General features: G+C 71.7%; 21 protein-coding genes and 1 pseudogene. 9 read left to right on the top strand and 13 right to left on the bottom strand.

Annotated features, from left to right (window positions below; translation table 11 throughout):
* The first annotated feature begins 123 nt into the window (after positions 1-123).
* The 6 genes from ACZ6JE_RS04985 to ACZ6JE_RS04960 are packed head-to-tail and all read left to right on the top strand — an operon-like array spanning position 124 to position 5,153.
* Positions 124-588, top strand: coding sequence for a helix-turn-helix domain-containing protein (locus tag ACZ6JE_RS04985; protein ID WP_464318349.1), 465 nt, complete (start codon positions 124-126; stop codon positions 586-588).
* Positions 585-998 (top strand): ImmA/IrrE family metallo-endopeptidase, encoded by a 414-nt coding sequence (locus ACZ6JE_RS04980; RefSeq protein ID WP_192058635.1) that lies wholly within the window; start codon positions 585-587, stop codon positions 996-998. Before ACZ6JE_RS04985 ends, ACZ6JE_RS04980 begins: the two co-directional genes overlap by 4 nt.
* Positions 995-1,975 carry a Gfo/Idh/MocA family protein gene (locus ACZ6JE_RS04975; protein ID WP_320476913.1) on the top strand — a complete coding sequence of 327 codons (981 nt, stop codon included), beginning with the start codon at positions 995-997 and terminating at the stop codon, positions 1,973-1,975. Before ACZ6JE_RS04980 ends, ACZ6JE_RS04975 begins: the two co-directional genes overlap by 4 nt.
* 46 nt (positions 1,976-2,021) lie before the next feature.
* Positions 2,022-3,530: a D-alanyl-D-alanine carboxypeptidase/D-alanyl-D-alanine endopeptidase gene (dacB, locus tag ACZ6JE_RS04970; protein ID WP_464318348.1), complete on the top strand. Its 1,509-nt coding sequence runs from the start codon at positions 2,022-2,024 to the stop codon at positions 3,528-3,530.
* A gap of 4 nt (positions 3,531-3,534) precedes the next feature.
* A complete protein-coding gene (locus ACZ6JE_RS04965) occupies positions 3,535-4,128 on the top strand; it encodes an isochorismatase family protein (protein WP_192058628.1) in 594 nt (197 codons plus the stop codon).
* Positions 4,125-5,153, top strand: a complete 1,029-nt coding sequence (locus ACZ6JE_RS04960) for a Gfo/Idh/MocA family protein (protein ID WP_320478980.1) — start codon at positions 4,125-4,127, stop codon at positions 5,151-5,153. The genes ACZ6JE_RS04965 and ACZ6JE_RS04960 overlap by 4 nt, the downstream gene beginning before the upstream one ends.
* Before the next feature lie 48 nt (positions 5,154-5,201).
* On the opposite strand, the gene ACZ6JE_RS04955 is transcribed toward ACZ6JE_RS04960, so the two are convergent.
* The 8 genes and pseudogenes from ACZ6JE_RS04955 to ACZ6JE_RS04920 form a co-directional block, all read right to left on the bottom strand.
* Complete coding sequence (locus ACZ6JE_RS04955) at positions 5,202-7,091, bottom strand: ABC transporter ATP-binding protein (RefSeq protein ID WP_464318347.1); 1,890 nt, start codon at positions 7,089-7,091, stop codon at positions 5,202-5,204.
* Positions 7,092-7,193: 102 nt separating this feature from the next.
* Complete coding sequence (locus ACZ6JE_RS04950) at positions 7,194-8,540, bottom strand: MFS transporter (protein ID WP_464318346.1); 1,347 nt, start codon at positions 8,538-8,540, stop codon at positions 7,194-7,196.
* A gap of 184 nt (positions 8,541-8,724) precedes the next feature.
* Positions 8,725-9,378 (bottom strand): annotated as a pseudogene (gene ribA, locus ACZ6JE_RS04945) (GTP cyclohydrolase II); the annotation flags it as partial.
* Positions 9,363-10,400: a bifunctional diaminohydroxyphosphoribosylaminopyrimidine deaminase/5-amino-6-(5-phosphoribosylamino)uracil reductase RibD gene (ribD, locus tag ACZ6JE_RS04940; RefSeq protein WP_464318345.1), complete on the bottom strand. Its 1,038-nt coding sequence runs from the start codon at positions 10,398-10,400 to the stop codon at positions 9,363-9,365. The pseudogene ribA and the gene ribD, both read right to left, overlap by 16 nt.
* Positions 10,397-11,041, bottom strand: a complete 645-nt coding sequence (locus tag ACZ6JE_RS04935) for a GNAT family N-acetyltransferase (protein ID WP_464318344.1) — start codon at positions 11,039-11,041, stop codon at positions 10,397-10,399. The genes ribD and ACZ6JE_RS04935 overlap by 4 nt, the downstream gene beginning before the upstream one ends.
* 2 nt (positions 11,042-11,043) lie before the next feature.
* Positions 11,044-12,111 carry a tryptophan--tRNA ligase gene (gene trpS / locus ACZ6JE_RS04930; protein WP_320478984.1) on the bottom strand — a complete coding sequence of 356 codons (1,068 nt, stop codon included), beginning with the start codon at positions 12,109-12,111 and terminating at the stop codon, positions 11,044-11,046.
* A gap of 24 nt (positions 12,112-12,135) precedes the next feature.
* Complete coding sequence (locus tag ACZ6JE_RS04925) at positions 12,136-12,981, bottom strand: exodeoxyribonuclease III (RefSeq protein WP_464318343.1); 846 nt, start codon at positions 12,979-12,981, stop codon at positions 12,136-12,138.
* Between the two features lie 10 nt (positions 12,982-12,991).
* The gene (locus ACZ6JE_RS04920) at positions 12,992-14,095 is read right to left on the bottom strand and encodes a YihY/virulence factor BrkB family protein (RefSeq protein WP_192058609.1); all 1,104 of its coding nucleotides are present in this window, start codon (positions 14,093-14,095) and stop codon (positions 12,992-12,994) included.
* 139 nt (positions 14,096-14,234) lie between these two features.
* On the opposite strand from ACZ6JE_RS04920, the gene ptsP reads away from it, so the two are divergent.
* On the top strand, positions 14,235-15,890 hold the full coding sequence (gene ptsP / locus ACZ6JE_RS04915; protein ID WP_320478987.1) for a phosphoenolpyruvate--protein phosphotransferase: 1,656 nt from the start codon (positions 14,235-14,237) through the stop codon (positions 15,888-15,890).
* Positions 15,891-16,005: 115 nt separating this feature from the next.
* On the opposite strand, the gene ACZ6JE_RS04910 is transcribed toward ptsP, so the two are convergent.
* A complete protein-coding gene (locus ACZ6JE_RS04910) occupies positions 16,006-16,458 on the bottom strand; it encodes a hypothetical protein (protein ID WP_464318342.1) in 453 nt (150 codons plus the stop codon).
* Positions 16,459-16,660: 202 nt separating this feature from the next.
* On the opposite strand from ACZ6JE_RS04910, the gene ACZ6JE_RS04905 reads away from it, so the two are divergent.
* Complete coding sequence (locus ACZ6JE_RS04905) at positions 16,661-17,812, top strand: DUF6177 family protein (protein ID WP_464318341.1); 1,152 nt, start codon at positions 16,661-16,663, stop codon at positions 17,810-17,812.
* Positions 17,793-18,149 (top strand): hypothetical protein, encoded by a 357-nt coding sequence (locus ACZ6JE_RS04900; protein WP_192058600.1) that lies wholly within the window; start codon positions 17,793-17,795, stop codon positions 18,147-18,149. The genes ACZ6JE_RS04905 and ACZ6JE_RS04900 overlap by 20 nt, the downstream gene beginning before the upstream one ends.
* A gap of 102 nt (positions 18,150-18,251) precedes the next feature.
* On the opposite strand, the gene ACZ6JE_RS04895 is transcribed toward ACZ6JE_RS04900, so the two are convergent.
* The 4 genes from ACZ6JE_RS04895 to sdhC form a co-directional block, all read right to left on the bottom strand.
* Positions 18,252-19,007: a succinate dehydrogenase iron-sulfur subunit gene (locus ACZ6JE_RS04895; RefSeq protein ID WP_192058597.1), complete on the bottom strand. Its 756-nt coding sequence runs from the start codon at positions 19,005-19,007 to the stop codon at positions 18,252-18,254.
* A 1-nt stretch (position 19,008) separates the two neighbouring features.
* Complete coding sequence (gene sdhA, locus ACZ6JE_RS04890; RefSeq protein WP_192058595.1) at positions 19,009-20,817, bottom strand: succinate dehydrogenase flavoprotein subunit; 1,809 nt, start codon at positions 20,815-20,817, stop codon at positions 19,009-19,011.
* Between the two features lie 63 nt (positions 20,818-20,880).
* Positions 20,881-21,324 carry a succinate dehydrogenase, hydrophobic membrane anchor protein gene (gene sdhD, locus ACZ6JE_RS04885; protein WP_192058593.1) on the bottom strand — a complete coding sequence of 148 codons (444 nt, stop codon included), beginning with the start codon at positions 21,322-21,324 and terminating at the stop codon, positions 20,881-20,883.
* A 4-nt stretch (positions 21,325-21,328) separates the two neighbouring features.
* On the bottom strand, positions 21,329-21,781 hold the full coding sequence (sdhC, locus tag ACZ6JE_RS04880) for a succinate dehydrogenase, cytochrome b556 subunit (RefSeq protein WP_192058591.1): 453 nt from the start codon (positions 21,779-21,781) through the stop codon (positions 21,329-21,331).
* Positions 21,782-21,842: the final 61 nt, after the last annotated feature.

The raw sequence follows: 21,842 nt of genomic DNA, 5'->3' as shown, positions 1-21,842 counted from the left end.
TCCACGTGTGCAACGGCGTCCCACGGGCGGAACGCGGCGTGTCGCGACAGGATGCCCACAAGGCTGCTGCTCCGTATATGGAAATGCGTTGCACGTATGCAGCGAGACCTGTAGCGTCTCCTCGTGATCACCCAGACCTGGCCGGCCTTCCTCACTGCGATCGCCGGCCCCGAAGCCGGAGTACCCAACCAATCCGAGATCGCCCGTGTCGCGGGCGTCTCGACGGCCACCGTGAGTCGATGGGTCTCGGGCGAGGTGCAGCCCAAGGCGGAGCAGGTCATCGGAGTGGCACGGGCCTACGGGGTCAGCCCCTTCCTGGCCCTCGTCGCCGCCGGCTACCTCCGGCCAGGCGACATCGAGGGCACGCTGAGCGTTCCGCGAGCCCTGCAGATCACGGACTTCACCGACCTCGAGATCGCCCGCGAGATGCTCCGCAGGGTCAGCTCGGCGGCGGACGCCTCCGCGCCCCCGGTCGATCACCCTGCATGGGCCGTTGTCAGTGGCTCCAGTCAAGATGACATCGAGTCGCTGCCGAGTGCGGCCAAGAGCGACGCCCACGAAGTCGAGGAGGACGACCACACACCGTGACTCAGTACGTACCGCGGGAGCACGCGGCGGATCTGGGGGTCCCGATCATCGAGTACCCGCTTCGAGCGGACTTCGGCAGGTACGTACCCCAGCTCGGCGCCATCCTCATCAAGCCCCGGATGCGAGGCGCGCTCGAGCGGTCCGTCCTCGCGCACGAGCTCGTCCACGCCGAGCGAGACGAGTACGAGACGGGCGTCCCGCTCATCGACCTGCGGATGGAGCGCAATGCCGACAGGGTCGCCTCCCTCCGACTCATCGACGAGGACGAGCTGCTCGATCTGATGAGGTGGTCGTCCGACCCGGGGCGTTGGGCGGTCGAGCTGGCCGTCACGGCCGACCTGCTGGAGGCGCGCATCGCGCAACTGAGGGTGTCGGAGTCCGACCGGGCGGCTGGTAGACAGGTGTCATGACGATTCGATGGGGAATACTCGGCGCGGGCGGCATCGCCCAGGCCTTCACCTCCGACCTGCTGGGGGCCGGCCTGGCCGTCTCGGCCGTCGGTTCGCGCGACCAGGCCAAGGCGGACGAGTTCGCCGGCCGGTTCGGCATCGACCACGCGCACGGCAGCTACGAAGACCTCGTGGCCGACCCGACCGTCGACGCCGTCTACGTCGCGACTCCGCACGTCTTCCACGCCGAGCAGGCCCTGCTCGCGATCGCCGCCGGCAAGCACGTGCTCGTCGAGAAGGCCTTCACCGTCAACGCCGCCGAGGCGCAGACGGTCCTCGACGCCGCGTCCGCCGCCGGCGTGGTCGCGATGGAGGCGATGTGGACCCGCTACCTCCCGCAGAGCGCGCGACTGCGGGCGATCGTGCGATCCGGCACCATCGGCGAGGTGCGCCTCCTGACGGCCGTGCACCTGCAGTCCCTGCCGACCGACCCGCGCCACCGCCTCAACGACCCGGCGCTCGGCGGCGGCGCGCTGCTCGACCTCGGCGTCTACCCGGTGTCGTTCGCCCACGATCTGCTCGGCGCCCCGACCGACATCGCGACCGTCGGGGTCCTCAGCGACCAGGGCGTCGACGCCCGCCACTCGGTGACCCTCGGCTATGCGAGCGGCGCTTCGGCGCAGCTGTACTCGGCGCTCGACTCGACGGGGCACAACGTCGCCGTCGTGCACGGCACGGCCGGTCGCGTCGAGATCGACGCGACCTGGTACACCCCCGTCGGCTTCACCGTGTACGACAGCGACGACGCCGTCATCGAGCGCTTCGACTCCGACGAGGGGTCCCTCCGCGGCATGCACCACCAGGCCATCGAACTCGACCGCGTCGTCTCGGCGGGCGAGACCGAGAGCCCCCTGCTCACGGCCGAGGGCATCGTCGACGTCATGCGCACCATGGACGAGATGCGGAAGCAGATCGGGGTCCGCTATCCCGGCGAGTAACAGGCACGGGTAGGAGGCGCGGCGACGGTTTCGTACACTGGCTGCGATGGACGACCACGCACCCCGAGAACGTCCGCGTGACCGACGCGGCGGTCCGCGGAGAACCCTCGCGCACCTCCTCGACGAGCACCCCCGCGGGGTGCGCGTGACCGCGGTCGTGACCGCGATCGCCCTGCTGGCGGGGGGAGCGGTCGCGGCCGGGGCCATCACGACGCCGGGCGAGCCGACCGTCTCGACCTCGTCGCCGGCCGACTCGCCCCGTGCGACACCCGAGCCCACGGCGGCCGACACCCCGTCGGCGGCACCCGACGTGGCCCCGACGACCCCGACGCCGACCGCGACTCCGACGGCGGCCCCGGTGCGCTCCTGCTCGGTCGCCGCCGCGGCCGCCGACCCCCGCCTCGCGCAGTTCGAGGGCACCGTCGTCGACGCCGCGACCGGCGAGGTGCTGTTCGACCGAGACGGATCGACGCCCGCCCGCACGGGCAGCGTCCTCAAGACCCTGACGAGCGCGGTCGCCCTCGCGGTGCTCGGGCCCGACCATCGTCTGACCACCAGGGTGACGGGCGACGTCGGCAGCGGCGCGATCGCCCTCGTCGGCGGTGGCGACGCCACGCTCAGCGCCGTCCCCTCCGGCGGCAGCGTGTACGCCGGGGCGCCGACGCTCGCCGACCTCGCCGCGCAGGTGAAGACCCGGCTGGGCGACGCCCCCGTCTCGCGGATCACTCTCGACGCCACCTACTGGAGTCAGGCCGACGAGTGGGACCCCTCCTGGAAGCGCTCCGAACAGACCATCGGCTACCACTCCGAGGTGACGGCGCTGATGGTCGACGGCGACCGGGCCGACCCCGCCGCGCAGACCAGCCCGCGCAGCACCGACCCCGTCGCTCGCGCCGGCGACGCCTTCCGGGCCGCGCTGGTCTCCGCGGGGGTCGCGGGGGCCGACACCGCGGCGATGTCGCAGGGCGCCTCGAGCAGCGCCACCGTGCTGGGCGAGGTAGCGTCGCAGCCCGTCTCCACCCTGATCTCGCAGCTGCTGCCCACCTCCGACAACACGCTCGCCGAGATGCTCGCACGGACCTCGTCGCGTGCGTCGGGCGCCGACGGGTCGTCCGCCTCGCTGACGCCCCTCTACCGTTCGGTGCTGTCGTCGACGTACGGGCTCGACACCTCGACCACGACGATCATCGACGGGTCGGGGCTGAGCGAGAACGACGCGGTCCCCTCGACGGTCGTGGCGAGGCTGATGATCGCCGTGGCCGACCGCCGCGACGGCCTCGGCGTCGTCTACGACGCGCTGCCGATCTCGGGGCGCACGGGCACCCTCGCGAGTCGCTTCACCGGCGACAACGCGGTCGCGGCCGGCTCCGTGCACGCGAAGACGGGCTGGATCGACACGGCCTACACGCTGGCGGGCAGCATCGACTCCGCCGACGGCACCCGACTCGCCTTCGCGTTCTACGCGATCGGCGACGTGCGCGACGACGCCCGCGGCGCACTCGACACGCTGACGGCGGCCGTGTACCGCTGCGGCGCCGATCTGTCAGGAGAATGAGCGCATGGTCAGAGCACTCCTCGTCATCGACGTCCAGAACGACTTCACCGAAGGAGGCGCGCTCGGCGTGGCAGGCGGCACCCGCGTCGCCGAGGGGGTCGCCGAGCACCTGGCGCTCGCGGCAGGCGACTACGCCCTCGTGCTGGCCAGCCGCGACTGGCACGAGGCCGAGAGCGACAACGGCGGGCACTTCTCCGAGCAGCCCGACTACGTCGACTCGTGGCCGGTGCACTGCGTCCGCGGCACGACCGGCGCCGACTACCATCCGGCGCTCGACGCGTCGTCGATCGACGTGCATCTCACGAAGGGCACGGGCAGCCCGTCGTATTCGGCGTTCGAGGGCGTGACGGCCGACGGCGAGAGCGCCGCCGAGGTGCTCCGGGCTCGGGGCGTCGACTCGCTCGACGTCGTCGGGCTGGCCACCGACCACTGCGTGCGGGCGTCGGTGCTCGACGCCGTGGCCGCCGGGCTCGCCGTCCGGGTCGTGACCGATCTCGTCGCCGGTGTCGCCCCCGTCTCGAGCGAAGCCGCACTGGCCGAGATGTCGGAGGCGGGCGCGACGCTCGTCACCCGCTCCGATCTCGGGGTCGAGTCGTGAGCGGGGCGCCGATCCGGGTCGGCATCGTCGGTTTCGGGCTCGCCGGGCGGGTGTTCCACGGCGCCCTCCTCGCCGCCGACCCCGAGTACGACGTGGCGGCCGTCGTCACGCGAGACGCCGATCGCGCGGCCGACGCTGCGCATCGGCACCCCGCCGCAGCGGTCGTGGCCTCCAGCGCGGACCTCGCGGGCATGGGGCTCGACCTCGTCGTCGTCGCGACCCCGAACGCGACGCACGCCGACGTGGCCGCCGAGGCGCTCCGTGCCGGGTCGGCCGTCGTGGTCGACAAGCCGGTGGCGACCTCCGCCGCCGAGGCTCGCGCGCTGATCGCGCAGGCCGAGAGCTCCGACCGACTGCTCACCGTCTACCAGAACCGCCGATGGGACGGCGACTACCTGACGGCGTCGCGGCTGATCGCCGACGGGGCGCTCGGCGACGTGCACACCTTCGAGTCCCGCTTCGAGCCGTGGAAGACCGCGAACCGCGCGGGCTGGAAGTCCTCCGCCACGGTCGCCGACGGCGGCGGCATCCTCTTCGACCTCGGCCCGCATCTCGTCGACCAGGCGCTGCGGCTCTTCGGCCCGGTCTCCGACGTGCACGCCGAGATCGCGACGCGTCGGCCCACCGCGACGGCCGACGACGACGTCCTGCTGTCGCTGCGCCACGAGAGCGGCGTCCGTTCGCGTCTCTGGATGAGTCACGTGGCCGCGCAGCCCGGCCCGCGCCTCCGGGTGCTCGGATCGGAGGGCGCCTACGTCGTCTCGGGTCTCGACCCGCAGGAGGCGCAGCTCGCGGACGGTCTGTCGCCTGCGGACGACGCCTACGGACTCGTCGACCCGGCACGGCACGGCACGATCGGCGTCGGAGACGACGCCCGGGTGGTGCCCACCGAGCGGGGCCGCTACCCGCTGTTCTACGGCCGACTCGCCGCAGCGCTGCGGGGCGAGGCCGAGGTGCCCGTCGACCCGCGAGACGCGGTCGCAGCGCTCGAGGTCATCGAGGAGGCGCGGCGCGGCACCCGCTGACCCTCGCGCCCCAGCGGCCCCAGCGGCCCCGGCGGCCCCGGCTCGCCGCTAGACGAGCAGCTGGTGCTTCGCGAGGTCGCGGTAGAGCGGCGTGCTGACGACCAGCTCGGAGTGCGTGCCGACCCCGACGACCCGCCCGCCGTCGACGACGACGATCTGGTCGCTGTCGACGACGGTCGACAGTCGGTGGGCGATGACGATGAGCGTGCGGTCCTCCGCCACGGCGTCGATCGCGCCGCGCAGACGCTGCTCGTTGACGCCGTCGAGGCTCGACGTCGACTCGTCGAGCAGGAGGATGGGCGGGGCGGAGAGCAGGGTGCGGGCGATCGCGAGACGCTGGCGCTCGCCGCCCGAGAGCATGACGCCGTCTTCGCCGACCTGCGCGTCGAGGCCCTCGTCGCCGCGATCGAGCACCGCGGTGAGGTTCACGGCCTCGAGCACCCGTCGGCAGTCGTCGTCGGTGGCGCCCGGCGAGCCGAGGGTCAGGTTGTCGCGGATGGTGCCGGCGAGCACGGGGGCGTCCTGTTCGACGTACCCGATGCGCGAGCGCAGCTCGTCGCGGTCGAGGGCGCGCAGGTCGACCCCGTCGATCCGAACGACTCCCGCCGTCGGGTCGTAGAAGCGCTCGATGAGCGCCAGCATGGTGCTCTTGCCCGCGCCCGACGGCCCGACCAGAGCGGTGCGCCCGCCGGCGGGGACGGAGAAGCTGACCCCGCGGAGCACAGTGAGGTCGTCGTCCGGCAAGACGCCGTCGACCCCGCCGGCCGCTGCGTCCGGTGCCGCGGGGTAGCGGAAGTGCACGTCGTCGAAGGTCACGGCGTCGGTGGTCTCGACGCGGGCGACACCGGCGAGGTCGGCGGCCGTGCGGCGGTCGTCGTGGTCCTCCGACGGGAGGTCGAGGATCTCCTGGATGCGACCGAGGGCGCCCAGCGCCTGGTTCACGCTGAGGACGGCGCCGAGCGCCTGGCCGAGCGGCATGATCATCAGGAAGAGGAAGAGCACGAACGACACCAGCGACGCGATCTCGATGGCGCCGCTGGCGACACGGAAGCCCCCGACTCCGAGCACGACCAGGAACGAGGCCTGCAGCGCGATCGACGAGATGGGCACGACGAGCGCCGAGATCCGGGCGACCTGCAGCCCCCGCTCGTAGGCCCCGACGGCGTCGAGCTCGACCGCGGCGACCTCGCGCTCGGTGGCCCCCGACGCCCGGATGGTGCGGACCGAGCTGATGGCCCGTTCGACGGCCGCCGTGAGGTCTCCGACCTTCTCCTGCGCCTGTCGGCTCGCGACCCGGATGCGCCCCGAGAGCAACACGACGACGAGCACCGAGACGGCGACGACCAGCACGGTGAGTCCGAGCAGCACGGGGTCGATCAGGAACATGCCGACCAGGGCGCCGATGAAGGTGAGGCTGCCGCCGATCGCCTCGACGAGGCCCTGCGTCAGGACGGCGCGCAGCAGCGTGGTGTCCGAACCGACCCGCGAGACGAGGTCGCCCGTGCGGCGGGAGTCGAACTCGCTGACCGGCAGTCGCAGCATGCGCCCGACGAGGCGGCGCCGGCTGGAGAGCACGACGCCCTCGCCGGTGCGCTGCAGCAGGTAGTGCTGGAACCCGCTCAGCAGACCGGCCACGACCACGAGGCCCACGAGGGCCCAGACGAGCGAGCCCAGGGCCCCGCCCTGCTCGACGACGGCGATCACCCGCTGCACGAGCAGCGGCTGACCGAGCGAGGCCGCGGCGCCCAGCACGCTGAGCACGATGATCACCGTCATGACCTTCTTGTGCTCGAAGAGGTACGGCAGCAGCTGACGGAACGTGGCACGGGGCCCCTCGGGAGGGCGACGGCGTCCGAGACCGCGGCGCGCCCTCGGGGGGTCGACCCGCGCCTCCTCGGCGGGGTTCGTCGGGGTGCGCGCGCTCGTGTCGGAGCTCATGGTGCCTCTCGTGCCTGGAGGCCGCGCGGCGCGCGGCGGGTGACCGGGGCGGCCGACGGACCGCCTGCTACGACCGTACTTCGTCGGCGGCCCCGGCACCTGTCAGTCGACGGCCTCGTAGTCGACGTCGCGGGTCTCGCGGCTGAGGATCAGCGCGACGAGCGTCAGCGCGGCCATCGACGAGAGGTAGAGCCCGACGAGCCAGGTGCTGCCGCCAGCGGCCGTCCAGAGCCACACGGCGATGAACGGGGCCACGGCCGCGCCGAGGATGCTCGCGACGTTGTAGCTGATCGCCGAGCCGGTGTACCGGACGCTGGTCGGGAACAGCTCGGGCAGCACCGCGCCCATGGGACCGAAGGTGAGCCCCATCAGCACGAAGCCGATGATCAGCAGTGCCTGCGCGCCGAGCACGCCGCCGGTGAACAGCGGGGCGAACAGGAACCCGAACACCAGGATGCCGGCCGTGACGCAGATGAGCATCGCCCGTCGCCCGTACCTCTCGGCGAGCGGCCCGGAGACGAGGGTGAAGACGCCGAAGAAGACGACCCCGAGGATGAGCATCCACAGGAACTGCGTGCGGGGGATGCCGAGACCCGCCGGGTCGCCGGCGGCATCGGCCGTGCCGAAGGTCAGGGTGAAGGTCGTCATCAGGTAGAACAGCGTGTACGTGGCCAGCATGATGAACGTGCCGAGGATCAGCGGGCGCCAGCTCGTCGTGAAGACGCGGGCCAGGGGCAGCTTCGCGACCGAACCCGAGTCGACGACCTTCTGGAACGCCGGGGTCTCGATCAGCTTGAAGCGGACGTAGAGCCCGATGATCACCAGCAGGGCGCTCGCCAGGAACGGCAGCCGCCAGCCCCAGGCCATGAACTGCTCTTCGGTCAGGGTGGTGTTCAGCAGCACGAACAGCAGGTTGGCGATGATGAAGCCGATCGGCGCGCCCAGCTGGGGGAACGTGCCGTAGATCGCCCGTCGGTTCTTCGGGGCGTTCTCGGTCGCCAGCAGCGCCGCGCCGCTCCACTCGCCGCCGAGGCCGAGACCCTGGCAGAAGCGCAGCACGACGAGGCACGCGGGGCCCGCGACGGCCCAGCCGGGCGTCGTGCCGGCGGGGATGCAGCCGATCAGCACCGTCGCGATGCCCATCGTGAGGAGGGAGGCGACGAGGGTGCCCTTGCGGCCGATGCGGTCGCCGAAGTGGCCGAACACGATCGAGCCGACGGGTCGGGCGATGAAGGCGACGCCGAAGACGGCGAACGAGGCGAGGCGCGCGACGGCGGGGTCGTCGTTCGCGAAGAAGACGGTCGGGAAGACGAGGACGGCGGCCGTCGCGTAGACGTAGAAGTCGTAGAACTCGATGGACGTGCCGACGAGGCTCGCGATGATGACGCGCGAGCGCTTGTTGGCAGGAGGTGCGGGCTGCGTCGACGAGGCGACGGCTGATGACGACATGGGGGGACTCCGGAGCGGCGGGGAGGACGATGCCGGCGACGACGGCGGAGCGGGGCCGGGTGGGGCACGCAGGGGCTCGGTCGTGGACGTGCGTCGGCCGGGGATCAGCAGGGGCGCACGACGCCGGTGGGGTGTGGCCGCTCGTGACAGCCGTCGTTCAGTTTAGCGCCTTCGTGAGTGGTGCTCAGCCGTCGGTGGGGAGGTGCCCGGGCAGCTGGTGGCCCATGCGGTCGCGTTTCGTGTCGAGGTAGCCCTCGTTGAACGTGCCGACGCCGACCACGAGGGGCACGAGCTCGGAGACGGCGATGCCGTGCTCGACGAGCTGGCGGCTCTTCTCCGGGTTGTTGCTGAGCAGCCGGATCTCGTGGATGCCGAGGTCGCGCAGCACATCGGCCGCCGCGCCGTACTGCCGGGAGTCGGCCGGCAGCCCGAGGGCGAGGTTCGCGTCGAGGGTGTCGAGACCGTCTTCCTGCAGCCGGTAGGCGCGGAGCTTGTCGATCAGACCGATGCCGCGGCCCTCGTGGCCCCGCAGATAGACGACCACGCCGCCGTGCTCGTGGATCGTGTCGAGGGCGGCGTCGAGCTGCGGACCGCACTCGCACTTCAGCGACCCGAAGGCCTCGCCGGTCAGGCACTCGGAGTGCACCCGCACGAGCGCTCCGTCGCCGGGAGCACGACCGTCGGGGCCGGTCGCGACGACGGCGACGTGGTCGGCCCCTGTGACGATGTCGCGGTACGCGCGGAAGGCGAACGTGCCGTGCCGGGTCGGCACGGTGGTCTCGACCTCGAAGGTGATCTGGGGCGAGGCGGCGGGCGAGGCGGTCATGGTGTTCTCCGGGGCTGGGCGCGGGCGACGATCAGGACGTCGTCGCCGAGGGGGGTCACGCGGGTCGTCACGAGACGGACCTGACCGTCGATGCTCGCCACACCGAGATCGCCGAGGGCCGTGCGCGGTCCGCCGAGGAGCGTCGGGGCGAGGTAGACGAGGTAGTCGTCGACGAGGCCTCGTCGCACGAACTCGCTGGCGACGGTCGGGCCGCCCTCGACGAACACGCTGCGGACGCCGCGCCCGTAGAGGTCGGCGAGCACGGCCTCGAGGTCTCGGCTGCCGGTCTCGACGAGAGCCCTCGGGTGTCTCCGGAGTTCGGCGTCGGCCGGGACGGGCCGGTGGCCGACCACGACGGGCAGCGGCTGGTCGGCGAGCAGCTCGCCGCCGTCGCCGCGCGCGGTGAGCCCGGGGTCGTCGGCCAGGACGGTGCCGGTGCCGACGAGGATGGCGTCGTGCGCGGCCCGCTGCTCGTGCACGTGCTGTCGGGCGGCCGTGCCCGTGATCCACCGGCTGGTGCCGTCGGCCGCGGCGGCGCGTCCGTCGAGACTGGAGGCCCACTTGAGGGTGACGAACGGGCGACCCGCACGGGTCGCCACGAGCCAGGGGCGGATGGTCTCCTCGGCGTCGTCGCGGAGGACGCCCGCCACGACCTCGACCCCGGCCCGCCGGAGGCGCTCGGCACCACCCGAGGACGACTCGCCGGGATCGGAGACGGCGTAGACGACCCTCGACACCCCGGCGCCGATCAGGGCCTCGCTGCAGGGGCCCGTCCGGCCGGTGTGATCGCAGGGCTCGAGACTGACGACGGCCGTGAGGCCGACGGCGGACTTGCCCGGCGCGAGCCTCGAGAGCGCGTCGACCTCGGCGTGCGGTGTCCCGGCGCCGCGGTGCCATCCCTCGGCCGCCACCGTCAGATCGGGGCGGAGGAGGACGCACCCGACCTGGGGGTTGGGGCCGAGGGACGTGCCGCGGAGAGCCAGCTCGAGCGCTCGCCGCATGGCGTCGTCGTACGCGCTCGAGGGCGTGGTCATGGTCTCTCCGGTTCGGTCTCGCCGATCGGTTCGTCGAGGCCACGGGTGTCAACCGCAGGGTCGCGCGAGTATTCCGAGGGGGAGACGCCGACGGGCCACCCGGGCTTCACCGACCGGTCGTCGCTCGAACGGAGTCGAGCCGTCCGGCAGAGCGGATGGGAGCCGTCGCGTGCAGGATGGAGACCCGGGGCGTCGCCGGTGTACCGGAACCCCGTCGATCGGGCTACGCCGGCGCTGCCGTCGTTGTCGACGAACCCCTCCCAGTAGAGCTCGTCGACCCCGCCGTGAGCGAACGCCCAGTCGGCCACGAGAGCGACCGCGGCCGTCATGAGACCTCGACCCCGATGGGCGGGTGACGTCCAGAAGCCGATGTCGTCGTCCGCGAAGCGCAGGCTGATCATGCCGACGAGCAGCGACGACCCGGGAGACCGGAGCCCCCAGGTGAACTCGCGCCCGGTCGACCAGCCGTGATCGACGATCCGTCGGAGGAAGAACTCGGCGTCGGACTCGTCGTAGGGCACGGGGACGGTCGTGAACCTCTGCAGCTCGGGGTCGCGGCACGCGTCGACGATGGCGGCGATGTCGGCCCGCTCGGGCACCGCCAGACGCACGGCGTCGGACTCGAGGACGAAGGGCTGCACGATCAGGCCTTGCGCAGGAAGCCGATGCGGTCGTACACCGTGTCGAGGGTGGACTGGGCGAGCTCGTTCGCGCGATCGGCGTTGCCGGCCAGCACGCGGTCGAGCTCGGCGGGGTCGTCGAGCAGCTCGAGCGCGCGCGCCCGGATCGGCGTGAACGTCTCGACGACCACCTCGGCGACGTCCTTCTTGAGGTCGCCGTAGCCGCGGCCGGTGTAGTCGTGCTCGAGATCGGCGATGGCGCGCCCGGTGAACGCCGACTGGATCGTCAGCAGGTTCGACACCCCGGGCTTGGCGCCCCGATCGAAGCGGATCTCGCGCTCGGTGTCGGTGACGGCCGACTTGATCTTCTTCGCCGTGCGGGACGGCTCGTCGAGCATCCAGACCACACCCGACTCGGTGGCCGCCGACTTGCTCATCTTCGACTCGGGGTTCTGCAGGTCGTAGACCCGCGCCGACTCCTTCTGGATGGTGGCCTCGGGCACCACGAACGTCGTGCCGAACCGGGAGTTGAAGCGGGTGGCGAGGTCTCGTGTCAGCTCGACGTGCTGACGCTGGTCGTCGCCGACGGGCACCACCTCGGCGCCGTAGAGCAGGATGTCGGCCGCCATGAGCGTGGGGTAGGCGAAGAGGCCGAGCGAGGCCGAGTCGGCGCCCTGCTTGGCCGCCTTGTCTTTGAACTGCGTCATGCGGCTGGCCTCGCCGAAGCCGGTGAGGGTGTTCAGCACCCAGGCGAGCTGCGCGTGCGCCGGCACGTGCGACTGGATGAACAGCGTCGACAGCGACGGGTCGATGCCCGCGGCGATGTACTGGGCGGCCGTCCGCCGGGTGGACTCGCGGAGCGTCGCGGGATCTTGGGCGACGGTGATGGCGTGCTGGTCGACGACGCAGAAGAGGGCGTCGTGGGTCGACTGCTGCTCGCGCCACTGCAGCAGGGCCCCGACGTAGTTGCCGATGTGCAGCGAATCGGCGGAGGGCTGCATGCCGGAGAAGAGCCGGGGGCGGCCGGCGCCGCGAGGGGGCTCGACCGTCTCGGAGGCGGCGGATGCGGGGGAGGGGGTGGTGCCGGTCATGACGTCCTCAGGGGGTCGGAGAGATCAGATGTCGTAGTCGACGACGACGGGTGCGTGGTCGGACCAGCGCTCGGCGTACGACGGCGCTCGATCGATGGTGTGGTTCTCGGCCTTGGCCGCGAGAGCGGGCGTCGCCAGGTGGTAGTCGATGCGCCAACCGGTGTCGTTGTCGAAGGCCTGGCCGCGCCACGACCACCACGAGTACGGCCCCTCGACCTCGCCCGCGAGCCGGCGCCCGACGTCGACCCAGCCGAGTCCGCTGCCGCCGGTGCCGTCCACCGTCTCGATCTCGGTCCCGGCCTCGCCGAGGAACCGGTCGAAGTACGAGCGCTCGCGCGGGAGGAAGCCGGCCCGCTTGACGTTGCCCTTCCAGTTCTTGATGTCGAGCTCGCGATGACCGACGTTCAGGTCGCCCGTCACGACCGAGAGCGCGTTGTGCGCCGCCAGCTGCGGCAGCCGGGCGGTCATCGCGTCGAGGAATCTCCACTTCTCGTCCTGCTTGGGGGTGTCGACCTCGCCCGAGTGCACGTAGGTGCTGACGACCGTGACGATCGTCCCGTCGACGTCGTAGTCGGCCTCGATCCACCGCCCGGCGCTGTCGAAGTCGTCGTCGCCGAGCTCGACGCGGTGCACGGAGGCCGCCCCGCGGGAGGCGATGGCCACACCCGCGCGGCCCTTCGCCGTCGCGGGGTGGTGGACGACGTTCCATTCGGGGCCGAGCAGGCCCTCGAGGTCGTCGGTCGAGGCGCGCACCTCTTGGAGCGTGAGGATGTCGACGTCGCGCTCGGCGAGCCAGTCGCCCATGCCCCTGCGGTACGCGGCCCGGATGCCGTTGACGTTGACGGAGGCGAGGCGGAGACGTGTTCCCATGCGCAGAACACTACCGGCGGCCACCGTCGCCGTCGCCGCGCGGTCGGGAGGGACGGGGCAGGCGGGAGACGAGGCCCCGCACGGCCGCGACGGCACGCCGGGAGCGGGTGGCGACCCGCGCCTCCTGGGCCAGCCGCTCCTCCTCGAGCAGGCGCAGGCGCTCGGCCTCCTGGTGCGGGTCGGCGAGCACCCCGATGTCGTCCATGCCGACCGCGATCCAGGCCGCGGCGAGCAGCAGCACCTGGCAGAGCAGATCGATGACGATCAGCAGACCGATGACCGCCGCGAACGACGCCAGGAGGGGGTTGGCGCCCGTCGCGCGGAGCAGGGTCCCGCCGACGACCGTCAGACCGACGAAGCCCGCGGCGCCGAGGGCGGACCCCACGAGGAGGCGCGGGCCGGGGATGTGCAGACCCGCCAGCACCCGGAACAGCGCGGCGAGCACGAGAGCGTCGAAGACGAAGACGAGCAGGAGCGCCGTGACACGGAGCAGCAGGACGGACGCGGCCGACGTGGTCGACAGATCGAGCAGGTGCAGGGCCCAGCGCACCGCCGTGGTGCTGAGCAGCGAGACCGTGGCCGAGACGACCACGGCGGCGCCGAAGGCGAGGGCGAGGGCCAGGTCGCGCAGCACCAGTCGGAGGAACGGGGTGGCCGGCGATGGCGCACGGAAGATCGTGCGGACGGAGTCGCGCATCCCGCCGAAGAGGGTGATGGCGGAGAAGAGCAGACCCACGAACGCGATCGCGCCGGTCCAGCCGAAGACGGTGGCGTCGAGGAGGGCGTCGGGGTCGACCACCCCCGCCCCCGAGTCGTCCTGGATCAGGCCGGGGACGGCCGAGCGGATGAAGACGACCAGCTGGTCGCGGAGGGCCTCGTCGCCCGAGACGACGAAGCCCGCGACGGAGAAGCCCACCCAGAGGCCCGCGAACAGCGCGAAGAGGGCCTGGTACGTGAGACCGGCGGCGAGCAGCGGGCCCTTCGCTCCGACGTAGCGGCCGACCACTCGCACGGGCCGCGCCGTCGTGACGCGGCCGACCCTCGACCGGGCGTCGGCGTCGTCTCCGGCCACGGGGTCGTCGATCGACCGCTCGTCGTCCGGTCGTCGTCGCATCGCACCAGGGTAGGGGTGCGCGACGCTCGCGTCCGGACCACGCACCCGTGCGCCTCGCGTACGATGGCACGCGACCGCGCGGCACAGGGTCACCGCCCGTGCCCGGCATCCGAACTCACCGAAACGAAGAGGTCTCACAGTGGCACTACAGGGCGTTGGCGTCGGACGCGGAGTGGCCGTCGGCCCGATCCTCCGGATGCCGGATCCGCTGCCCGAGCCGAGCAGCGACAAACGGACCGCCGAGGCGGACGCCGAGTTCGCCGACGTCACCCGGGCGCTCCGCTCGGTCGCCGCCGATCTGTCGGCACGGGGCGAGAAGGCCGGCGGCGAGGCGAAGGACGTCCTCGACGCCCAGGCGCTCATGGCCGAAGACCCCACGCTCTCCGACGACGTCCAGCAGCGCATCGCCGACGGCGCGACGGGCGAGCGGGCCGTGTTCGAGGCCTTCGCGGCCTTCCAGGAGATGCTCGTCGGCATGGGCGGCTACATGGCCGAGCGCGCCACCGACCTCGGCGACGTCGCCCAGCGCGTCATCGCATCCCTCCGCGGAGTCGCGGCACCCGGCGTCCCCGAGAGCGACACCCCCTTCGTGCTCGTCGCGCCCGACCTCGCGCCCGCCGACACCGCCCTCCTCGACCTCGACAAGGTGCTCGCACTGATCACCCGCGACGGCGGACCGACCTCGCACACGGCCATCCTGGCCCGCTCGAAGTCGATCCCCGCCATCGTCGGCGTCACCGGAGCCCTCGACCTCGTCGACGGCACCGTGGTGGTCGCCGACGCGGCCACGGGCGTCGTGACCGTCGACCCCGCAGCCGACGAGATCGCCGCGGCGGAGCAGCGCATCGCCGACCGCCGCGCCGCGGCAGCCGCCCCGCTGACGGACGGCGCCCTCGCCGACGGCCACGCCGTGCCCCTGCTGGCCAACCTCGGCTCGCCCGACGAGGCCGCCGGCGCCGTCGAGCTCGGGGCCGAGGGCGTCGGCCTGTTCCGCACCGAGTTCCTCTTCCTCGGGTCGTCCACCGCCCCGACCGTCGAGAGCCAGACCGCCAGCTACACGGCGCTGCTCGAGGCGTTCCCCGGCAAGAAGGTCGTCGTCCGCGCGCTCGACGCCGGTGCCGACAAGCCGCTGAGCTTCTTGAACGACGCCCACGAGGAGAACCCCGCCCTCGGGCTCCGGGGGCTCCGCGCCCTCCGCGTGAAGGAGCAGATCCTCCGCGATCAGCTCACCGCGCTCGCCGAGGCCCAGGCGGCCACGACGGCCGACCTCTGGGTCATGGCGCCGATGGTGAGCGACGCCGAGGAGACCGAGTACTTCGTCTCCCTCGGTCGCGAGCTCGGACTCAAGACCGTCGGGGTCATGGCCGAGGTGCCCTCGCTCGCGGTGCTGGCCGACCAGGTGCTCCGCACCGCCGACTTCGTCAGCATCGGCACCAACGACCTGACGCAGTACACGCTCGCAGCCGACCGCATGCTCGGCTCGGTCGCGTCGTATCAGGACCCGTGGCACCCCGCCGTGCTCCGCCTGGTCCGGGCTCTCGGCGACGCCGGGGCGACCGCGGGGAAGCCCGTGGGCATCTGCGGCGAGGCGGCGGCCGACCCGCTGCTCGCCGTCGTGCTCGTCGGACTGGGGGCCACGACGCTGTCGATGACCCCGGCCGCCCTGGCCGACGTCCGCCTCGAGCTGTCGAAGTACACGATCGAGCAGGCGCGCGCCCTGGCGGCGGCTGCGATCGATGCGACGACGGCGCCGGGCGCGCGCGAGGCCGCCGAGGCGGTCGCCGCAGGCCTGTAGTCGAGCGGGCCGGTCGGGCCGGGGTCCGATCGGCTCACGGCCCGTCCGGCTGCCGTCCGACGGGCTGCGCACCGACCCGCCGCGAACTCACCGGCCCCGTGCCGAGGTCATCCGCTCAGCTGCCTGCGACGGCGGGTGCCCACGTCGGACGGTACTTCGCGCTGCGGGGGAAGCGCTCGAGGTCGGCCGCGTAGTCGGCGTCGGTCGGCACCTCGCCGGCCGGACCCGGCTCGAACGGGGACGCCGGGTTGTCGTAGACGCGACGGTCGAGGGTGAAGCGCGCCGTGAACGACCCGTCGCTGGTCAGCGTCAGGGCGAACGAGAACCATGCGCCCTTCTCGGGGTCGGCCATCACCTCGCGGAGGCGCGAGCCCGCGGCGGCGACGTCGGGGATGCTCAGGCCCTGCTTCGCGCCGCCGGCGGCGTCGAGCGCGTCGACCCACACGCGCGACGTCGAGCCGACCTCGAGCAGGAACAACGTCGCCTCCGCCCAGTCGTGACCGGCGAGCGACTCGGCGAATGTCGCGGTGATGTCGTTCTGCAACTGCTGCTGGCGGGTGACGTCCATGGGTCGCGGCCTCTCGTTCGGGGTCGTGGTCGGCGCCGACGCGGGAGTCGACGACGTCCCGTGAGGAGCTCTCACCAGCTTAGGTGCCCACCGTCGCCGCGAGGCCCCTCGCACGGGGGGACTTCCCGTCCGCTGCATGGACGCCGCCTGCGAGTCCGGGTCCGAACGGACCCGACCGGCGCCCGCGGAGCACACTGGACGGGTGGGCACCCCTATTCGACATCCGCTCGTCGACGCCGTCACGGCGCGCGTCGTCCGAGTCGACGGTCGGGGCCGGGTCCTCCGCCTCAGCCCTCCCATGGCCGATCTGCTCCGGCGTCGCAGGCACCGACGGCGGGTCGTGCTCGTATCGAGCGAGCGCTCCCGTCTGACGGTCGGTCTCCGGTCGGCCCTCGTCGAGGCGGGTGCCGCCTGGGTCGTCCACGACGACCGAGGAGATCTGCGAGACGGCCTGACCGGTCGTCCGTACGACGCCGTCGACGACGCCGGCATCCCCGTGGAGGAGCTCGGCGTCGAGAAGGTGGAGTTCCCCGAGATCGGTCCGGCCGTCGACACGAGGGTGCAGCTGACGATCGATCTCACCGTCCTCCACCTCCCCGCCCACGACATGAGCCTGGGAGGCGCGCTCGAGACCATCTCGCAGGCTGTGTCCGGTTCGCTCCCCGTCTCGTGGGGCGTCACCGAGCCCATGCTGTCCGCCTGGGATCGATGGGCTCTCACCCAGCACGCCCGCCATGCCGCGCCGGAGCCCCTCCGCATGCTCGTCGAGGGCCCGCATCTGTCGGCCACCGTCACCGCCCGGGTCACCGAGCACGGGACGGAGGAGACGATGTCGATCACGGTCGACGTCGTCCACCCCGCCGACGGAGACTCCCTCGACGCGGGCATCGACCGGCTGACCGGCGCCCTCGCCGAGATCGCCCGGGACAGCCTGCCGACCTTCGCCCTCGTGGTCGCACGGGAGGGCGAGGTGGATCGCTGCGTCTGCGCCGTCACCTACCCGCCGCCCAACCCGGTCGCACTGCTCATCGGAGCGCCGTCCGTCAAGCGTCTCGGGCTCGACCTGACCGCGCTGCCGACCGGCGAGACCGTCCGGGTCGTGGGCCGCCCGAGCCTGCCGGCCTTCGTCGTGCCGCTCGGTGACGCCAGCACGCCCGGGTGGGACGCACTGCATCAGACCCTCGAGGCCGTGGGACCGGAGCGTCTCGCCACCCTGGTCTCGCCGCCCCTCCTGCAGGCGTGGGAGGAGGACCTCGACGAGTTCGACCTCCTCGACGAGAGCAGGGTGCAGGGCGAGGCGAGCGGTTCCGAAGCTGGCGACATGGAGGAGGGGCGTGACGACAGTGCCTCGTGAGATCACCATCCTGAGTCCTCAGGCTCCCGACGGGCTCGATCTCGCGAGCGCCGCGCACGCGGTCGACGAGTCGTACGGGGTGCGCCCCATCGATGGAGCGACCGCCCATCAGGTCTTCGCCCGCGGAGGCCGCGCTCTGCTGACCGTCTACGGCGCCCAGGAGCTGAACACGTCGGGTGAGATCGAGCGCCTGCTGACCGATCCGCCGGAGGTGCGCCTCCCGGTGTTCTGGGTCGATGCCATCGCGCCGCTCGGTGAGGACGGCGAAGCCGGTGTGTCGGTCGCGCTCCGGCTGGCTCTCGCTCTGGACGCCGTCTGCATCGTCGAAGACGACTGAACGGCCCCGCACCGTGCGCCCGCCGACCGACGGCGCTTCTCGGATGCACGAGAGGCGCCGGGCTCGACAGCCCGGCGCCTCTAATCTGCATGTCTTCGGCGACTAGGCGCGACCTCGCAGCACGGCCTGCTTGACCTCGGCGATCGCCTGGGTCACCTGGATGCCGCGGGGGCATGCCTCGGTGCAGTTGAAGGTCGTGCGGCACCGCCACACGCCCTCCTTGTCGTTGAGGATGTCGAGTCGGACCTGAGCGCCCTCGTCGCGGGAGTCGAAGATGAACCGGTGCGCGTTCACGATCGCGGCGGGGCCGAAGTACTGCCCGTCCGTCCAGAAGACGGGACAGCTCGACGTGCAGGCGGCGCAGAGGATGCACTTGGTGGTGTCATCGAAGCGCGCACGCTGGGTGGCGCTCTGGATGCGCTCCTTCTCGGGCTTCGACGAGGCCATCAGGAACGGCTGGATCTCGCGGTACGACTGGAAGAACGGCTCCATGTCGACGACGAGGTCCTTCTCGAGGGGCAGACCCTTGATGGCCTCGACGTAGATCGGCTGCGTCACGTCGAGGTCCTTGATCAGGGTCTTGCAGGCGAGACGGTTGCGGCCGTTGATCCGCATGGCGTCCGAGCCGCAGATGCCGTGGGCGCACGAGCGGCGGAAGGTCAGCGAGCCGTCCTGCTCCCACTTGATCTGGTGCAGGGCGTCGAGCACCCGGTCGGTGGGCAGCACCTCGACGTCGAAGTCCTGCCAGCGCGGCTCGGAGTCGACCTCGGGGTCGAAGCGTCGGATGATGAGCGTGGCGGTGAACGTCGGGATCGCGTCGGCCCCTGCGGGGGAGTTCTCGAGGACTGCGGTGCTCATGTCAGTACTTCCGTTCCATCGGCTGGTAGTTCGTGATCACGACGGGCTTCGTGTCGAGGCGGATGTGGTCGCCGGCGAGCGACGAGTGGGGGTCGCCCGTCAGATAGGCCATGGTGTGCACGAGCCAGTTCTCGTCGTCGCGCGTCGGGTAGTCCTCTCGGAAGTGCCCGCCGCGGCTCTCCTGTCGCGACCGGGCCGAGTAGACGACGACCTCGGCGAGGTCGAGCAGGAACCCGAGCTCGATCGCCTCGAGCAGGTCGGTGTTGAACCGCTTGCCCTTGTCTTGCACGCTGATGTTCTTGAACCGCTCACGCAGATCGGCGATGACGTGGGTCACCTCGTCGAGGGTCTCTTCGGTGCGGAACACCTGGGCGTTGCGGTCCATGCTGTCTTGCAGCTCTTTCCGCAGCGTGGCGATGCGCTCGGTGCCGGTCGCGGCGCGGACGTCGGCGACGAGCCCGCGGACGAAGCCCGCCGGGTCGTCGGGGAGCGGCACGAACGGCGCGTCCTTCACGAACTCGACGGCGTTGTTCCCGGCGCGCTTGCCGAAGACGTTGATGTCGAGCAGGGAGTTGGTGCCGAGTCGGTTCGAGCCGTGGACGCTGACGCAGGCGCATTCGCCCGCGGCGTAGAGACCGGGCACGACGGTGGTGTTGTCGCGCAGCACCTCCGCCTTAACGTTGGTGGGGATGCCACCCATCGCGTAGTGCGCCGTGGGCAGCACGGGCACGGGCTCGGTGTACGGCTCGACACCGAGGTAGGTGCGGGCGAACTCGGTGATGTCGGGCAGCTTCGCATCGATCACCGCGGGGTCGAGGTGGGTGATGTCGAGGTAGACGTAGTCCTTGTGCGGGCCGCCGCCGCGTCCTTCGCGGATCTCGGTGGCCATGCACCGGGCCACGATGTCTCGCGGTGCGAGGTCTTTGATGGTCGGTGCGTAGCGCTCCATGAAGCGCTCGCCCTCGCTGTTGCGGAGGATGGCGCCCTCGCCTCGGGCCGCCTCGCTGAGCAGGATGCCGAGCCCGGCGAGACCGGTCGGGTGGAACTGGAAGAACTCCATGTCCTCCAGGGGGAGGCCCTTGCGCCAGATGATGCCGACGCCGTCGCCGGTGAGAGTGTGGGCGTTCGACGTCGTCTTGTAGATCTTGCCGAAGCCGCCGGTCGCGAAGATGACGGCCTTGCCCTGGAACACGTGCAGGTCACCCGTCGCCAGCTCGTAGGCGATGACGCCGGCGGGGCGCTCCTCGCCGTCGATCTCGCCCATGATCAGGTCGAGCACGTAGAACTCGTTGAAGAAGTTGATGCCGTGCTTGACGCAGTTCTGGTACAGCGTCTGGAGGATCATGTGACCCGTGCGGTCGGCGGCGTAGCAGGCCCGACGGACGGGGTTCTTGCCGTGCTCGGCCGTGTGGCCGCCGAAACGGCGCTGGTCGATCTTGCCCTCGGGGGTCCGGTTGAAGGGCAGACCCATGTTCTCGAGGTCGAGGACGGCGTCGATGGCCTCCTTCGCCAGGATCTCCGCGGCGTCCTGGTCGACGAGGTAGTCGCCGCCCTTGACGGTGTCGAAGGTGTGCCACTCCCAGTTGTCGTCCTCGACGTTGGCGAGGGCCGCGGCCATTCCGCCCTGAGCGGCGCCCGTGTGCGACCGCGTCGGGTAGAGCTTCGAGATGACGGCGGTGCTGGCGTTCGGACCGGCCTCGATGGCCGCTCGCATCCCCGCGCCTCCTGCTCCGACGATGACGATGTCGTGCTGGTGGTAGTGGATGCCGTCGACGACGGTGCTCTCAGGAGCGGGAGAAGGTGTGGTCACGGTGCTTTCCGTCGGTATGTGGTGCGGGCGTGGGGCTGAGGAGGCGCGGGTCGGGCCGGTCGCCTACGAGCAGATCGAGGGCAGCAGGTCGGCGGGGGCGCCGGCCGGGCACGGATCGAACGTGTAGATGACGAGGGTGCCGAGGGTCAGCAGCACCACGGCCGAGACGAGCAGGGCGCCGAGCAGCACCTTGCGGACGGCGGGTTTCGACACGTAGTCGTTGACGATCGTCCGCATGCCGTTCGAGCCGTGGATCAGGGCCAGCCAGAGCAGGAGGGTGTCGTAGACCTGCCAGAACGGCGACGCCCACTTGCCGGCGACGAAGGCGAAGTCGATGGCCTTGATGCCGCCCTCCGCCGCCAGCAGGTTGATGAAGAGGTGGCCGAAGATGAGGACGACGAGGACGACGCCGCTCGCCCGCATGTAGATCCAGCCCCACTTCTCGAGGTTGCTGCTGCGCGAGGCGGGTCGGGCCGAGCGGGGGGCCTCGATGGTTTCGGTGGTCATCGTGCTACTCCGAGAAGACGTTCATGAGGTGGCGGGGGGCGAAGCCCGCGAAGAGGACGACGGCCACGCCGATGACGATCCAGAAGAGGAGTCGCTGATGCTTGGTGCCGGGTCCCCAGAAGTCGATGAGGATGATGCGGAGGCCGTTCAGCGCGTGGAACAGGATCGCCGCCACGAGCGCCGTCTCGCCGAGCCCCATGATCGGGTTCTTGTAGGTGCCGATGACGGCGTTGTACGCCTCGGGGCTGATCCGCACGAGGGCCGTGTCGAGGATGTGCACCAGCAGGAAGAAGTAGATGCTGACACCGGTGATGCGGTGAAGGACCCACGACCACATGCCCTCGCGACCACGGTAGAGCGTGCCCGCCAGCCGGTTCTTGCCGCGTGGCGCGCCGATCTCGGGTGCTCCCCGTCGGCCTGCCGGTGGGGGCAGGGTCTCCGTCGACTGCTCGGCCATGAGCGGCCCTCCTCGCGGACTGGGGCGGGTCGGGCTGTCATCGGGAGAGGACAGCCGTGTC

The organism is Frigoribacterium sp. AC759, from assembly GCF_979256015.1.
The sequence above is the reverse complement of the archived record's forward strand: the minus strand, read 5'-3'. Positions and strand labels throughout refer to the sequence as shown.